The sequence below is a fragment of the Nocardia sp. Tas62D01 genome, assembly GCF_055232035.1.
Window position 1 is genome coordinate 5461591 of the sequence record NZ_JBUYUZ010000001.1, and the last position, 14897, is coordinate 5476487.

Sequence of the window (14897 nt, forward strand, 5' to 3'; positions counted from 1 at the left end):
AGGGGGGTTAAGACGAAGTAAAGTAAAATAAAGGAGAGCGTCGTCGTGCGTATCGGTTCTCAAGACATCTTGCTGCCCACAACCATGGTCGGGAACTACCCGAATCCTCGGTGGTATGACGGACATGGTTTCGCCCAATTCCCCCAGGGGGAGTTCATCTACGACGCGATCAGCCGGGAGGCCTTCGAGGACGCGGTACTTGCCATCGTGCACGACCAGGAGATGGCTGGCCTGGATATCATCGCAGACGGCAAGGTATATGGCGGAGATTCGCCGTACGCCTCGATCATTTACCACTACTATGAGCGGATGACCGGGTTCAAGCCATCGGGGAAGAACATCGGCCTGCCGATCTACTCGACGTTGTACTCGCCGAACGTGGTGGGGGAGGTGACCAGAGAGCATCCGTTCCATCTGGCGACGCTGCGCGCTACCCGCAAGGCTACCAAAAAGCCAGTGAAGGTGTCCTACGTGGGGATACAGGTGCTGGCGGCAGCGGCGACAAACAACTATTACAGCGATACCCGTGAGCTGGGTATGGCCATCGCGAAGGCCTTCAACGAGGACTTCAAGGAGCTGGAAGACAATGGCTGCGACATCATCCAGCTCGACGAATTCGTCTGGCCCTACGGAATGGGCGATTGGGAAGTCGATGCGATCAACGCCGCGATGGAAGGCATCGGTTGCGATTTCTGGGTGCACACCTGCTGGGGCAACTACTCGGGAACCCCCGGTTACTTTCCCGAGGAGAACGAAAAGGACTTCGGCGCCTGGGTGCTGGACAAGCGAACCAAGGAATCGGCCACGCCGGATCGGGCAGCCGCGATCTTCCCTCAGGTGAATGACACCAAGATCACCGCGCTGAACTATGAGGTCGGGCGGCTTGGGCCGGACGACCTCAAGCCGCTGGTGGAGAACGGCTGGGACAGGCCGTTCGTGGCTGGCGTGATCGATGTGAAGTCGACCATCACGGAAACCGCGGACGAGGTGGCCGATCGAATTCGGCAGGTACTGGAATACGTGCCTGCGGACAAGCTCGCGCTGTCCACTGACTGTGGGTTGATTAACTTGAATCGGATGATCTCCGCCAGCAAGCTGCGTGCTCTGGCGGACGGAGCCGCGCTGGTACGTGCCGAGATAGAGACGAAGTAGGCCATGATCGAACTGCGATGTTATTCCCCAGACAGTGCGTCGACGCCGGGCGGTGTCGTGGCCGCACCAGCCATTGTTGATATGGCGGCGGGTTTGCCGTCCGGATGGTCTAACGTGGCGATCGCGCCGGGTGATCATATCTGCGCGTTCTTCCGGGGTAACGCGCAGCGCGAAGATATTCTAGTGCCCTATCTGCGGGAGGCAATCACCTCTGGCGACAAATGCATCTGCGTTCTGGACGATCCGGACACCACTAAGGTCCTCGAACCGCTGAACGCGATGCTCGGTGAACCCTGCGACAAGGTCAGTCAGTTCGATTTGTTGTACTCAATGGCAACATACCTGGCGAATGGATATTTCGAGCCGCAGGAGATGATCGGATTCTGGGATCGGACGATGAGTTCGGCAGTACACGGCGAAGGTTACGGGTTTGTACGTGCTGTGGGGGAGATGACCTGGGCGCTGCGCGATATGCCTGGTGTCGACCAATTGTTGGTTTATGAATCTCAGCTCAACAATTTCCTGCCCCGCTATCCGCAGGTTATCCTGTGTCTTTACGACCTTGACCACTTTATCGACGGACGGATTCTGCTCGATCTGCTGCGGACGCACTCCAAGGTGCTGCTCAGCGGAGAGTTGCTGGACAACCCATGGCATATCAAGCCGGAAACATTTCTGACGATGAGGCGGTAAACCCGATCGGGCTGGGTGAACTCACCCAGCCCGACCGGGATCTACTGTCTACTTTACGTAGTCTGCTGGTGCTCGACCGGCTGATGACCGACGACGCCGACGAGCATCAAATATTGGGGCTCGCGCAGACGGCGGTGGCCTCGCTGGCCAACTGCTGGGCGGTGGGCGTCGAACTGGCCGACAAGCCCGCGAATCCGGTCATATCCGATCAGATCCTCGGGCTGGGGACTGGCGGCGGGCGGATCGATCTCGTCGAAGCCGACTGGGCCTGGGCGTATCCGATGGGCAGCGGGAGCAGAAACCTGGGCTTCCTCGTGGTCGCCGCCGAATCGGCACCCTCGAGCGAGGAGCAGTTCCTCCTGCGCACCCTGGTCCAGCAGACCGGTGCCGCGCTGGTCAATTGCAGACTTCACCTTCAGGAAAAGACCACGGCGCGGGAACTGTCCGTCGTGAACGATCAGCTTCGCAGCACCGTCGAGGCGTTGCAACGGAGTATGGATATCCACGCGAGGCTGACCGCGGTCGCCGTGTCCGGCGAGGGCAGGGAGGGGATCGCCAAGGCGGTGCACGAGCTGACCAAGCTGCCGGTGGCCATCGAGGACCAGTACGGCAACCTGCACGTCTGGGCTGGCCCCGATCGTCCCGAGCTCTACCCCAAGGATTCGCCGATGCAGCGCGAACAGTTGCTGCGCCAGGCATTGTGGGACGGGCGTCCGATCCGTGCCGGGAAGCGGGTATTGGCCGTCGCGAACTCGCACCGGGACGCGCTCGGAGTGATCGTGCTGATCGATCCGCTGGGCCAGGCTGGCGATCAGGAGTTGATGGCCCTGGAACACGGCGCGACCGTCCTGGCGATGGAGTTGGCCAGAATTCACAGCATTGCCGAGAGCGAATTGCGGTTGCGCCGCGATCTGGTGGAGGAACTGCTCAACGGCACCACGGTGGGTAGTGCGCAGAACAGGGCGATGGCGCTGGGCTACGACCTGCAGCGGCCCCACCGCGTGGTAGTGATCGACGGGCGTGGACGAATGCGCAGCAACGACCTGTTCGTGCATGCCGTGCGGAGAGCCGCGCAGACCGAAGCGGCCGGATCACTGCTCGTGATGCGTGGCCAGGAGGTCGTGCTGCTGGCTGATCGCGAGGTCGATTGGGAATGTCTGCGCCAGTCGATCATCAAGGAGCTCGGCGGTGGCCGGGCGCGGATCGGTGTGGGCGAACGATGCACAGGCGTCTCGGAGTTCCCGCGCTCCTATCAACAGGCCAGGCTGGCGCTGCGGCTGCCTGCCGCGGCCGAGTGGGATGACCGGGCGATTCGCTTCGATGACCTCGGCGTGTACCGGTTGTTACTCGGCATCGAAGACCTCACCGAGGTGGAACGTTTCGTGCAGCAGTGGATCGGCGACCTGCTGGCCTACGACGAGCTGCGCAAAGCCGATCTGGTGCGCACCCTGTCGCGCTACCTGCAGCACGGCGGTGGCTACGATGCCACGGCGAAATCGCTTGTCGTGCACCGAAGTACGCTGAAATACCGGCTGAAGCGAATCCGGGAGATCTCCGGGCACAACCTGTCCGACCCGGAGATATTTTTCAACCTCCAGTTGGCGACTCGGGCCTGGAGCACATTGTCGGCGCTGCGCAGTCGGGATACCGATAAGAGCTATCCGCAGATACCGGGGGCCGAGTCGCCCGGCGGCGGACACTCTTGAGGGGTGCCGCTCAGCCCGGATCCACCGGCGTAGGTTCTGAGTGGTCCCTCCCTCGCCATTCCACCGGTGGATCCAGGCTCAGCCGCTTGCCCGCACCAACCGCTCAGCCTTGGCGGTCAACGCCTGCTCGGCCTGCTCGGCCCGATCGCGGCACCGCTCACGCCAGCGCGATGCCTCGGCGGCCCTGGCGCTCAGCGTATCGGCGTGCTCGCGTACCCGGGCCTGCGAACTGCCGCCGAGCGCGGTACGGCCTGCGACGATCACAGCCGGGTCCAGTGCGGCGCGCAGCTCGTCCGCCGATAGCTCCAACGACCGGCCAAGCAGGCTGCCGGAGGCATGGCGGAGATCCGAATCGGTGAGCGCATCGCGGCCTGCGTCCACCGCGGTCGCAACTGCCCGTCCCACGACCCGGTAGGCCGACCGGTAGTCCAGCCCGAACCGCAGCACCAGTTCCTCTGCCAGATCGGCTGCCCCGGTGAACTGGCTGCCCGCAGTGTCGGCCAGGAGATCGACATGAACCGTCAGCGTTCGCACTACCTGCGCGCCCAGCGCGACCACCCGACTGGCCAGCTCCAGCGACGTCGTGACTTCACCGTAGGCATGCAACCAATTGTCGGTGCGTGCCGAGGGCGTGCGCTGCGTGACCAGCAGGCCGGTAGCCCGGCCGACGAGCGTGCCTGCACTGGATCGGATCACCGCGAGCGCGTACGGGTTGCGCTTCTGGGGTAGCAATACCGAGGCGCGGCACAGCGAGGCGTCCACAGTGACGTACCCGAACGCGGGGCTGGCGAAGATTTCCAAATCCTCGGCGAGCCGATCCACCGTCGTCGCGGCCTGGGTAGCGGCCACTACCGCATCGGCCAGCCCGTCGGTCGACCACATCACGTCCCTGGTGTGCGCGCCGGGCGCGCTGAAGCCGAGCATCTCGGCCATGTGGTCTCGATCCAGCGAAATTCTGCTGCCGCCGACCCCGCCGACCCCGCTGGGACAGCGATCCGCCCACTGGTAGGACTGCTCGACCCGGGTCAGGTGGCGGATGGCTTCCTCACCGAAACCGCCGAGGTAGTGTCCGAATGTCGAGGGCTGCGCAGGCTGCAGGTACGTAGTGTCGGCCCACACCGTCTCCGCGTGTTCCCATGCGCCCCCAGCCAGCGCGCTGAGCAGCGCACCGAGCTGGGCGTGTAGGTCCAGCAGTCGCTCACGCATCGCAATGCGGAACGCAATCCGGCCTGCCTCTCGGCGGGTACGACCGGTGTGCAGCCAGCCGGCCACATCACCCAGCCTGCGCTCCAACTCTCGTTCCCGGCTGTTGTAGGCATCGCCGTAGCGCACGTCGTAGGGAAACTGTTCCGGTGGAGTCCCCTGGAACTCCAGCAGAACTCTCAGTAGCGCAGCGGATTGCGCGCTCGGCACCACCCCGGCGTCGTGTAGCGCCAGCACGTGCGCGAGATCGGCGAGCCCGAGGCCGCGGTGCAGCAACGGTGCGTCGGCCAACTCCAGCGCGTACCCGGCGGCCACCAATTCCGGTGCCGGGCCGGAACTGATCCGGCCTTCGGATCCCAAGTATCCTTCTGGCGTTCGTAGGTTCACATCGCTCCATTCGAAGATTCGTCCAGCACACTGAACAACGTCGCCACACCGCCGGTCACGACGAACACCACCGGCCCCGCCACCTCCCCTGCCCGGCACGCGGAGATCAACGCGGCCATCGCCTTGGCGCCGAACACCGGATCCAGGAAGATCCCCTCGGTGCGTGCGACCAACGCAGCAGCGCGTGCGCCTTCCGTCGAGGGCCTGCCGTAACCCGGCCCGAGGAAGCCGTCTCTCACCAGCACATTCGAGCCGGCAGACGGGTGCCGATCCGGCAACTCGAGCAACTCGGTAGCCCCGTCGGCGAGCGAGGCCACCCGGTCGACGCACTCCGCGAGCGGCCTGCTGACGGTCACGCCAACGACCTGATACGAGCAGCACAGCCAGCGCGCCGCAGCGACCAGTCCGGCCTGTGTACCGCAGGAGCCCGTCGCCAGCCACACCTGCTCGGGCGCCAGCCCCGCGGTGAGCAGCTGTCCCGCCAACTCCACGCTGGCCCGCACGTAGCCGACCGAGCCGAGGGCGGTCGCCCCGCCCCGGGGCAGCACATAGGGCTTCCGCCCGTCGGCACGCAGCCGCGCGGCGAGCGCGCGGACAGCATCGTCCACCGAGCTTCGTTCCGGCAGGCCGGTGAATCGAATGTCGGTACGCACCAGGTGGCCGAGCAGGAGGTTCCCGGTCGGCGGGGTCGCAGCACCGTAGAACACGAGGTAGGGGTCCAGATCGTAGTGCCGGGCGGCGAGCCCGGCCAGCATCGCCCAGTTGGACTGCGGACCGGCCCCGGTGACCAGACAGTCGCAGCCGCTGTGCAGTGCATCGCCGATCAGGTACTCCAATATCCTGACCTTATTGCCGCCCAGTCCGAAACCGGTGAGGTCGTCTCGTTTGAACCACACCTCGACGCCGAGCGCGGCCGAAAGCTTCGGCGCGGGGTGCAGCGGGGTGTCGGCGCGCATCAGCGCCACCCTGGGCAATGTGGTCAGCGCTTTCACGGGACCGATTTCCCGGTCTCGGTGGCAGCCAGCACCCGATCGACGAAGGCGGTGGTCGAGCCCAGCGCCGCCACGGGATCGAGGCAGGCATCGAGGTGCGCCGCAGTGAGCACGGCGGTGACCCGGGGGTCGGCGGCCAACGCGGTCCTCAGGTCGAGTCGTTGCGAGCGGCCTGCCAGGGTGGCCTCATAGATCACCTGATGCGCGGTGTGCTTGCCGATCCGGTCGGCCAGCAGCCGCATCACCGGCTCGGACAGCAGATAACCCTGCTGTGAGTGGACGTTCTCCGCCATCCGCTCGCTGTCCACCTCCACACCGTCGAGCAGTCGATGGCAGAAGTCCAAGGCCACGCCCGTGTACAGGCACGCCTCGGGAAATACTGCCCACTCCGCCTTCCAGGATCTGCCGTCTCGCTCGTGCTCGTGCAGCAGCGATTCCCACGCGACACTTGCGTCCGCACGGACCAGCCTGGCCAAGGTGACCAAGTGCTCCGACAGTTCGGGATTGCGCTTGTGCGGCATGGTGATACTGCCCACCTGTCCCGCACCAACGGGTTCGCGCAGTTCGCCGATCTCCGGCCGCTGCAGCTCGTAGACCTCCTGGCCTACCTTGCCGAGGGTGCCCGCGACCATCGCCAGCAGCCCGATGAACTCGGCCACTCGGTCGCGGGCGGTCAGCCAGGCGATATCCGGGGTGGCCAGCTCGAGGCGGTCGGCGAACGCAGTCAGCAACGGGAGCGCCCGTTCACCCCAGAACTCCATGGTGCCGACCGCACCACCAAGTTGGACAACCTCCCAACGTTGTCGCCCCTCGGCCAGCCGTTGACGGTGTCGGCGCAGTTCAGACACCCACACCGCCGCTTTGAACCCGAAGGTGATCGGCAGCCCGGGCTGGCCGTGGGTGCGCCCGCACATGATGGTGTCCCGGTGTTTACGGGCCAGCAGGCTCGCCGCCGCCTCGATGCGGGCCAGGTCGCGTTCCAGGATGTCGCCCATCGCTCGCATCACCAGCGATGTCCAGGTATCGGAGAGGTCCTGCACGGTCGCGCCGTGGTAGATCCATTCGCGGGCGGACTCCGGCAGCACCTGCTGCAGGCAGCGAATGAGCCCGAGCGTGGAATGGCCGGTCGCCCTGGTCTGTTCGGCCACCGCCTGCAGGTCGAGTAGCGCCACATCGGCGTGCGCGCGGATCTGTTCGGCTACCTCCGCAGGCATCGAGCCGACCTCCGCCTCCGCTTCGGCGAACGCGGCCAGAATGTCCAACCAGCACTGAATCCTGCCCTCGTCGTCGAGCAGCCGGTGCAGTTCCTCGGTCCCCCAGAGGTGTCCGTAGATCACCGAGTCGGTGAGATGAGCGCCCATAGCGCGGCTACCTGGCCTGCTCGACGATGGCGCCGAGACCGGTGGGTAGGGGCGCGTGGACGCCGGTCAGCAGGCGTAACGCCAACCGCACCTCGTCCAGGTTGGCTCCCCACGGCACCACAGCGCCCTCGGGGCCCTCTCGTTCGAGTCCACGCTCCAACAGACAGCACTTGGTGAGCGTGGCGCCGGTGTGCCCGGCCTGGCGTAGCCGAAGCCTCGGGCAGATATCGACCCGCGCAGGCTCGTCGCCATAGAAATGCTGGTGGAATTGGCGTGAACGGTCGCAACCGATCAGGAGCCAGTCGCCGTTCTTCGGCGGCCGGGTATCCAGGAAGGACACTTCGCCGTCGAGGTCGACACCCGACCCGCGGCACGGCAGCAGGTAGCTGTCGCGGACATTCCGCGCGGCTATCTCCCGAATATCCACTGCGGCCAGCACGAGTTCGATCGGTGGGAGGTCCTCGTCGTAGTCGACCACCTGCTGCGCCATCGCGAGCAATTTGGGCGGATCCGGCGGCACGACTTCGGTGACCGTGATGGTGATCGGCCGCGGCTCCCAAATAAAATTCACGTGCTCGAAACGGCCACACACGACATATGCCCGCGCACTGGACCGGACATTTCGGCGGGCTGCCGCGGCCAGCGCGCTGGCGTTGCCGACATCCACGTCCGGGTCGACGAGGTAGACCACCTGCTCCGGCCCAGCCAGTAGACGAGCCTCGACCACCGGGGAGAACAGCGGATCCGTCGACGCCTTGCGCACGGCGACGAGCGCTGCGTCGGCACCGTTGCGCAGCACCAAATAAGCAGTCCGGCGATATACCTCGCGGCCGAGCAGATACGCCATCAGATCGGCCTCGGTCAGCGGGACGTCGACCTCCTGCACCGAGAGACCGCGATAGGGGCGGGTAATCGTGTTCGCCGCCGGATCGGGGATCATAGGTGCGCTCCCACGACGGCGGTGTCCGCACGCAGCCCCACCCGTAGCGTCTCCAGCGCCAGCGTCTCCTCCGGCGGCACATTGCCCAGGTTCGCCGCGGGACCCAGCCGCCGAACGAACCACACCTGCTGTGCCTTGAGCGGAGCCTCGAAGATTACCCGCTCGACCGGGAGCGCATCGACGATCGCATCGGCCAAGTCACCGCGCACCACGCCCGCGGAATCGTAGAGTCCGACCGTTCCGCTCTCGCGGCCCTCGGCGATCACCCAGCGCGCGCCCGCGGCCAGATCGGCGGCCATCTCGGCTACCCAGTCGGCGACCACCACCGGGGTGGCATCGTCCTTGGTCCCGGTTTCGGCGAGCACCATGAATTCGGTGGACAGCGACGCGACCAGTTCGGTTTTGGCCTGCGAGGTCATCGCCTGCAGGCCGTTGGATACCTCGATTGCGCCGATTCCGATATCAGCAGCCCAGCGCCGCAGTTCGTCAACTTTGCCCTGTGCCGCACAGATTTCGAGCAACGTACCGCCGAGGCAGGCGGTTACTCCGGCGGCCGCGCACACCTCGACACGCCGCTCGACCATGGGGTCCAGATATCCGATCCCCCAGCCGATCTTCAGAATGTCGACCCAGGGGCCGGCCTCGGCGAGCAGCGCGTCCAACACCGGTATCGGCATGCCCTTGTCCAGCACGTGTGTAATGCCGCGGTTCCTCGGCTTTTGGTCACGGTTCGGTAGAACAAGGAAATCCGGACAGTTCCACACAGGAATTCCTCCATTCTCCCGGCCCGGCATCCCTCCGCCGCTTCCGGATTTCGTTCGACAACTGCTCAAAACCTAAACTCCGGAAGACCGGAGCGATCATGCCCCAATGTGACGAAAACCGGCCGACACCCTGTCTCATCGGGTCATACAGATTCCACTCTGCCGACGTTTAGGGTTACGTCCGAAGGAAGTTATGCGGTGGAACCGGCGTCAACTACTGCCGGTCGATATCACCCACTCTCTCGCCCGGTCGCGGTCATCGCGCGTTCTCAGCCAAGACACCATCCGCCAGCACCGAACGGCCAGGGCACAGACGAAAGACGCGATCATATGACTGAGCGACAGAACGCTGACACGGCCAGGGTAGCGGTGGTGACGGGGGGTGCCTCGGGTATCGGTCTGGCCACCGTGCGCAGATTGGTAGCGGACGGGTTGACGGTGGTCGTTCTGGATGTGACGGAAGCCGACACTCCGGCCGCGGCGCTGCTGCGGACCGACATCACCGACCCGGCCGATGTGTCTGTCGCGGTCGCGCGAATCGTAGACGCCTACGGCCGGATCGACGTGCTGGTGAACAACGCCGGCATCACCGGCTCCGCCGAGGCGACTGTCTGCCATCGGACCCCGGTCGAGGAGTGGGATCGGGTGATGGCTGTCAACACTCGCGGCCCGTTCCTGTGCAGCAGGGAGACGTTACCGGTGATGCTGCGCCAAGGTAACGGCCATATCATCACGATAGCCTCGATCGCGGGCATCGTGGCCTTCCCGGGCAGGTGCGCTTACTCCACCTCCAAGGGCGCGGCGCTGCAACTGACGAAATCGCTGGCGGCCGACTACGCCTCATTGGGCATCAGGGCCAACGCGGTATGCCCCGGATTTGTACAGACTCCGATGACGCAGTGGCGGCTGGACATCCCCGAATCGCACGACAAGCTGCGAGCCAGAATTCCGATGGGCAGAGTCGCGCAGCCCGACGAGATCGCCGACGCCGTGGGGGTGCTGGCCTCCGAGCGGCTCAGTTACGTCACCGGGCTGGCATTAACGGTCGACGGCGGGTGGACGACAGTCTGATCAAACGGTGGCGCCGTTAGATCCGCGTCCTCGCCCCGATCCAGGAATGCGCAGCCGCAAGGAGATCGAATCCAGCCAGAACTTCTGTTCCTTCTTCGCCCTCACGGCTTCGCTCACCTCCTACCTCTGAAACTGCGGAAATACCGAGTCGAGCACCCGTGCATCCCCGGACGTAGCTATTCACCTGGGGTGGTGAGGTTTTCGGTGGTCGGTGTGGTATGCGTGCGTGGTTATGGGGCGGCTGCGGGTGTGAGGGCAGGCGGTAGCGACGGACCGGTGGTGAACAGTTGGGTGAGGGCGTCGAGTTTGTCGAGGCCCCATTTATGGGCGGTGTCGAGGTAGGAAGTGACGATCGCGAAGTCGGTGATTCCCTGCAGGGTTCGCCATGCTCCACCACTGGTTCGTTGCTGTATTTTGACTGGTCGGAGCGTTCTTTCGGCTTCGTTGTTCGAAAACGGGACGGTCAGGTCGGTCGCGAACCGCAAGATCATGTCTTCGTAGCGGGTGAACCGGGCCACCAGCTTGCGGGCGTCGGCGGCCAAGGTAGTTTTCCGGTCACGGTTGTCGTCGCGGCCCAGCCCGATCGCACCGGCGTAGGCGCGGCGGATCCCGGTGAGGGTGTCGGCGTCGAGAGCCGATGCCTCAGCGGCGCGGGCCCGGCCAGCGGCGGTGTGGGCGTCGAGCAGGCAGTCGATCATCGCTTTCGCCCATACCTGCCCGGCTGGATCGGCATCGTGGATCGACCGCAAGTCGCGCAGCAGGTGCGCACCGCACCACGCGTGGGCCGCTTTGAGGTGCGCGTACCCGGCGTAGCCGTCGCGGACCAGTACCCCGGTGAACTCGCCGAGCACACCACCGGCATCAATATCGTCGGCGGAGCGGCCACCGACGTGCATCAACGTCAGATAGTCGGTGCAGGCGACGTGCACGTACTTCAACTCCGCGGCGGCGCGGCCGGTGGTTTCGTCGGCATGCAACACCGGCGCGGTGGCCAGCAGAGTTCGCATGTGGACGGAGAACTGTCGTTCCAGCAGCCGCGCGGCGCGGCCACGCACCCCTGCCAGCCAGCCGGTCGAAATATCGAGGCCGCACAGTGCGACGAACAGATCCCGGCTCCGCCCGATCGGTAGGTAATGCCCGCAGGTCAGCAACGCCGCCCGGGCCAGAGCCACCGGCCCGATCCGCACCGGCGACCCCGCCGCCGCGATCACCGCGACATGCTCGGGTGCCGCATCGGCCCAGTCACCGGCAGTCACTGTCCCGCACCCGCATTCGCGGGCGATACGCCGATACTCGGTGATCACCGGCGCCGCCGCCGGTGCCGTGTCCACGACCTGGCGGCGTTCGCAGGCGACCTCGGCGGCACCGTCGAGCGAACACGAACACCCCTGGCAGCGGGGCGGTTCCAACCGGATCGTGTGGTTCGGGTCATCGTGCAGTGGCCGCGACGTGCCTGCCGAGCCTTTCTGCTTACCCGCCGACCGCCCCGACCGGGTCCGCGACGACCGCTTCTTGGCCGGTTTCTTGTCATAGGGCGAGTCCGACCCCGACGACCACCCCGAGTTCGACGAATCCGCAGCCAACCGCCGCTCCAGCACTGCGATCCGATCCGCCTGCGCCGCAGCCTGTTCGGACTGCGACCCCACCAGCGCCTTCAACTCTGTGTTCTCCGAACCCAACTCCACATTCGCGGCCCGCAACTCCGCATTCGCGGCCCGCAACTCCGCATTCGCGGCCCGCAACTCCGCATTCGCGGCCCGCAACTCCGCATTCGCGGCCCGCAACTCCGCATTCGCGGCCCGCAACTCCGCGTTCTCGGCCAGCACCACCCTCACCTGCGCCGTCAACTCGGCCACCCGCTCAACGAGCTGCTCAACCGACGACGCTCCAGACACCCCGCCACTATGCCCGACAGGCCATCACAATCCAACCGACACGCCATCAAACCCCAAGGGGGACAGCTGAATAGCTACCCCCGGACAATCAGCCCGCGCTGCCCTCCTCGAGCAGCTGTAAGGCCTGCCGTACCAGCCGGCCGAACTCCGCACCAGTCCGATCTCGCAATCGGGGGAGGCCGACTTCCACCGAGCCGACGACGCGGCTGGGCCTGGTCGACAGGACATAGATTCGATCCGCGAGAAATACGGCTTCTTCCGCCGAATGAGTAACAAACAGCACCGTCGCGTGATAACCGGCCCAATACGACAGCAGTTCGGCCTGCATCGCATCGCGGGATATGGCGTCGAGGGCGCCGAACGGCTCGTCCGCCAGCAGCACACTCGGGTGAGAGGCGAGTGCTCTCGCAATTGCTACGCGCTGAGCCATTCCGCCAGATATTTCGTGTGGGTAGGAGTCGGCGAATTCTTCCAGCCCTACCACGCCAAGTAGTTCACGCGCCCGGTCCTTCCGCTGCTTTCGCGGCACACCGAGCGCTTTGAGTGCGAAGACGATATTTTCCGCAGCTGTCCGCCACGGAAGCAATGCGGGCTGTTGAAAGATCATCGTCCGGTCCGGCCCCGGCGGACCAACCGCTTCGCCGCCGACAAGCACTGCGCCCGTGGACGGTTCCGCCAACCCGGCCACCAATCGCAACAAGGTACTCTTCCCGCAACCGGAGGGTCCGAGCAGCGCCACGAATTCGCCGGGCCGCACCACCATGTCGATTCCGGCGAGCGCCGTAACATCGGTATCCGCCTCGGTCCGGAAGACCTTGCGAACATCTCGGAGCTCAACTTCCATCATCGTCCACCCCACCAAACAAATCGCTTTACAACGCCTTTGATCATCGCGTCGAGGCCGAAGCCGACTATGCCGATCACGACCATGGCAACAATGAGAAGATCCGTCCTGAGTACCTGATAGGCGTTGAAGGCCAACGCCCCGAGGCCGTCGCGATACCCGAAATATTCGGCAGCGACAACGGCCATCCATCCGCCGCCGAGAGCGACCCGCAACGACGAGAGAATGCCCGGTAGCGCGGCCGGAAGGGCCACCGACCACAGCATCCGCACGCGAGTGCACCCGACCGTGCGCGCCATATCCACGAGTTGCTGAGGTACCGAACGCATGGCATACGTCGTAGCGGTCAAAACCGGGAAAAACGCGACGAGCATGACGATGAAAGCCGCAGAAGCGAGGCCGCCCTTGAACCACAGCAGGGCGAACGGCACCCATGCCAGCGGCGGCACGTGACGCAATACGTCGACCGTCGGTTCGAGCACTGGTGCGACTTTGGGCCACCATCCGATTACGGCGCCGACCAGCAGCCCGAGCAGCGCACCGAGGCCGACACCGATCCCGACTCGCAGCAAACTGGCACCGACATCACGGACCAACGCCCCAGAGGTGCAGTACTGCACCAAGGTCCGGCCGACCAGCCCCGGCGGCGGTAACAGGTAGTTCGGCAGGGAATGCGCCGCGCTGGCCACCCACCACACCGATACCAGCAGCAGCGGCAGGACCACGCCTGCCGTTGCGCGGCCCATCCGGTGCCCGGCGAGGCGGCGCCTGTCCAGTCGCCGTGGTCGCGGCATTGCCGTTTCAGCGGCCGAGGATACGCTGATGGAGCGCGGCATCGGGCTCGGCCTTTCCTGAGCACGAGACGCCAGGGCCGGCGACTCCGCGAACAATGTCCAGGTCGGTGACGGCGGCCCGATCCGGGTCGCTCGTCATATATCCCATCGCTCGCATGGTGGGCACCAGGTCGTATACCGCATTCATCGCCGCATCGGTGGGCGAGGGACAGTAGTGCGTGTCGTAGCCGACGCGACGGATCGCGTCGTCTTCGGTCATTTTGAGCGCCGGGGCGCTCAGGCGAGCGTATTCCGCGGGATAGGCAGTTTGAAATTCGGCTACATCCGCGTCCACGGCAAGGAAACGCCGCACGAGATCCCGGTTCCCATCGAGGAACCCACTCCGGACGACGATGACATTATCCAGTCCGGGCCACAGTTGCGCGCCCTGAACGATGGGTACGTAACCCTCCTGCACCGCAATGGCGACATTCTCGAAGAACTCCACGAACCCGAACACCGCACCGGCCCGCAGCAGTTGGATGGCATCCGGGCCAGAGTAATTGCGGATCGTATAATCCCGCCCCTCCGTCATCCCGGCCTCGGAAAAGAAATGGCGACAAATCACGTCCTGGGTCGACCCCTTCGCGAAGGCACCGACGATCTTTCCCTGAAACTGCTTGGCCGCCGCCTTCCGATCACCGCCGAGCTCATCCAAGGTTTTTACCTGACCCGCCTGTCCGACAAGGCTGTATCCGTACCAGTGAGCTGCCGCTACGACCCGCAGGGCAACCCCCTTGTCGATACCGATCAATGCCGGGACCGGACCGAGGTAGGCAATATCGAGCTGCTCCTGCGCAAAGGCCTGCACCGTTGCAGGCCCGCTCGCCATGAGCGAAAAGCTCACCGGAACGCCCATAGTGCGAGCTGCATACCCCGTGGCCTCCATGAAGACCGCCCGCATGGCCACCGCCGACTGGTGGCCGATGCGAATCGGCGTCTTGCCGCCCACCGAACCGGAGTCGGGCGTGCATCCGTCGAGAATGGCGCCGCCAGCCAGAGCCAGCGAGCCGACCAGCATGGTCCTTCTACTGATCGTCACCAACGTTCCCCGTT

Annotated in this window: 13 protein-coding genes; 4 read left to right on the forward strand and 9 right to left on the reverse strand. The window is 65.2% G+C overall.

Annotated elements, in window-relative coordinates; translation table 11 throughout:
* Positions 1-45: 45 nt before the first annotated feature.
* From ACV7NQ_RS25875 to ACV7NQ_RS25885, 3 genes are read left to right on the forward strand one after another with little or no spacing between them, the layout of a single operon-like run.
* Positions 46-1152, forward strand: a complete 1107-nt coding sequence (locus tag ACV7NQ_RS25875) for a cobalamin-independent methionine synthase II family protein (RefSeq protein WP_463362011.1) — start codon at positions 46-48, stop codon at positions 1150-1152.
* Between the two features lie 3 nt (positions 1153-1155).
* A complete protein-coding gene (locus ACV7NQ_RS25880) occupies positions 1156-1845 on the forward strand; it encodes an MEDS domain-containing protein (RefSeq protein WP_463362012.1) in 690 nt (229 codons plus the stop codon).
* Positions 1803-3551 (forward strand): PucR family transcriptional regulator, encoded by a 1749-nt coding sequence (locus ACV7NQ_RS25885; protein WP_463362013.1) that lies wholly within the window; start codon positions 1803-1805, stop codon positions 3549-3551. The genes ACV7NQ_RS25880 and ACV7NQ_RS25885 overlap by 43 nt, the downstream gene beginning before the upstream one ends.
* A 78-nt stretch (positions 3552-3629) precedes the next feature.
* Here ACV7NQ_RS25885 and ACV7NQ_RS25890 read toward each other — a convergent pair whose 3' ends face one another.
* The 5 genes from ACV7NQ_RS25890 to ACV7NQ_RS25910 are packed head-to-tail and all read right to left on the reverse strand — an operon-like array spanning position 3630 to position 9228.
* On the reverse strand, positions 3630-5114 hold the full coding sequence (locus tag ACV7NQ_RS25890; RefSeq protein ID WP_463362014.1) for a lyase family protein: 1485 nt from the start codon (positions 5112-5114) through the stop codon (positions 3630-3632).
* Positions 5115-5137: 23 nt separating this feature from the next.
* Positions 5138-6097, reverse strand: coding sequence for a 1-aminocyclopropane-1-carboxylate deaminase/D-cysteine desulfhydrase (locus ACV7NQ_RS25895; protein ID WP_463362015.1), 960 nt, complete (start codon positions 6095-6097; stop codon positions 5138-5140).
* A 32-nt stretch (positions 6098-6129) separates the two neighbouring features.
* Entirely contained in the window at positions 6130-7494 is a 1365-nt protein-coding gene (gene xcbD, locus ACV7NQ_RS25900; RefSeq protein WP_463362016.1) for a 3-sulfopropionylcysteine synthase XcbD, read from the reverse strand.
* Positions 7495-7501: 7 nt separating this feature from the next.
* Positions 7502-8434, reverse strand: coding sequence for an XcbA family protein (locus ACV7NQ_RS25905; RefSeq protein WP_463362017.1), 933 nt, complete (start codon positions 8432-8434; stop codon positions 7502-7504).
* Positions 8431-9228 (reverse strand): phosphosulfolactate synthase, encoded by a 798-nt coding sequence (locus ACV7NQ_RS25910; protein ID WP_463362018.1) that lies wholly within the window; start codon positions 9226-9228, stop codon positions 8431-8433. The genes ACV7NQ_RS25905 and ACV7NQ_RS25910 overlap by 4 nt, the downstream gene beginning before the upstream one ends.
* A gap of 300 nt (positions 9229-9528) precedes the next feature.
* Between ACV7NQ_RS25910 and ACV7NQ_RS25915 the strand changes: the two genes are divergently transcribed.
* Positions 9529-10269 carry an SDR family NAD(P)-dependent oxidoreductase gene (locus ACV7NQ_RS25915; RefSeq protein WP_463362019.1) on the forward strand — a complete coding sequence of 247 codons (741 nt, stop codon included), beginning with the start codon at positions 9529-9531 and terminating at the stop codon, positions 10267-10269.
* 230 nt (positions 10270-10499) lie between these two features.
* Here ACV7NQ_RS25915 and tnpC read toward each other — a convergent pair whose 3' ends face one another.
* From tnpC to ACV7NQ_RS25935, 4 genes are all read right to left on the reverse strand, one after another.
* Complete coding sequence (tnpC, locus tag ACV7NQ_RS25920) at positions 10500-11990, reverse strand: IS66 family transposase (RefSeq protein ID WP_463365555.1); 1491 nt, start codon at positions 11988-11990, stop codon at positions 10500-10502.
* Positions 11991-12252: 262 nt separating this feature from the next.
* Positions 12253-13008: an ABC transporter ATP-binding protein gene (locus tag ACV7NQ_RS25925; protein ID WP_463362020.1), complete on the reverse strand. Its 756-nt coding sequence runs from the start codon at positions 13006-13008 to the stop codon at positions 12253-12255.
* Entirely contained in the window at positions 13008-13802 is a 795-nt protein-coding gene (locus ACV7NQ_RS25930; protein ID WP_463362021.1) for an ABC transporter permease, read from the reverse strand. Before ACV7NQ_RS25930 ends, ACV7NQ_RS25925 begins: the two co-directional genes overlap by 1 nt.
* A gap of 7 nt (positions 13803-13809) precedes the next feature.
* Positions 13810-14883 (reverse strand): ABC transporter substrate-binding protein, encoded by a 1074-nt coding sequence (locus tag ACV7NQ_RS25935; RefSeq protein WP_463362022.1) that lies wholly within the window; start codon positions 14881-14883, stop codon positions 13810-13812.
* Positions 14884-14897 lie beyond the last annotated feature (14 nt).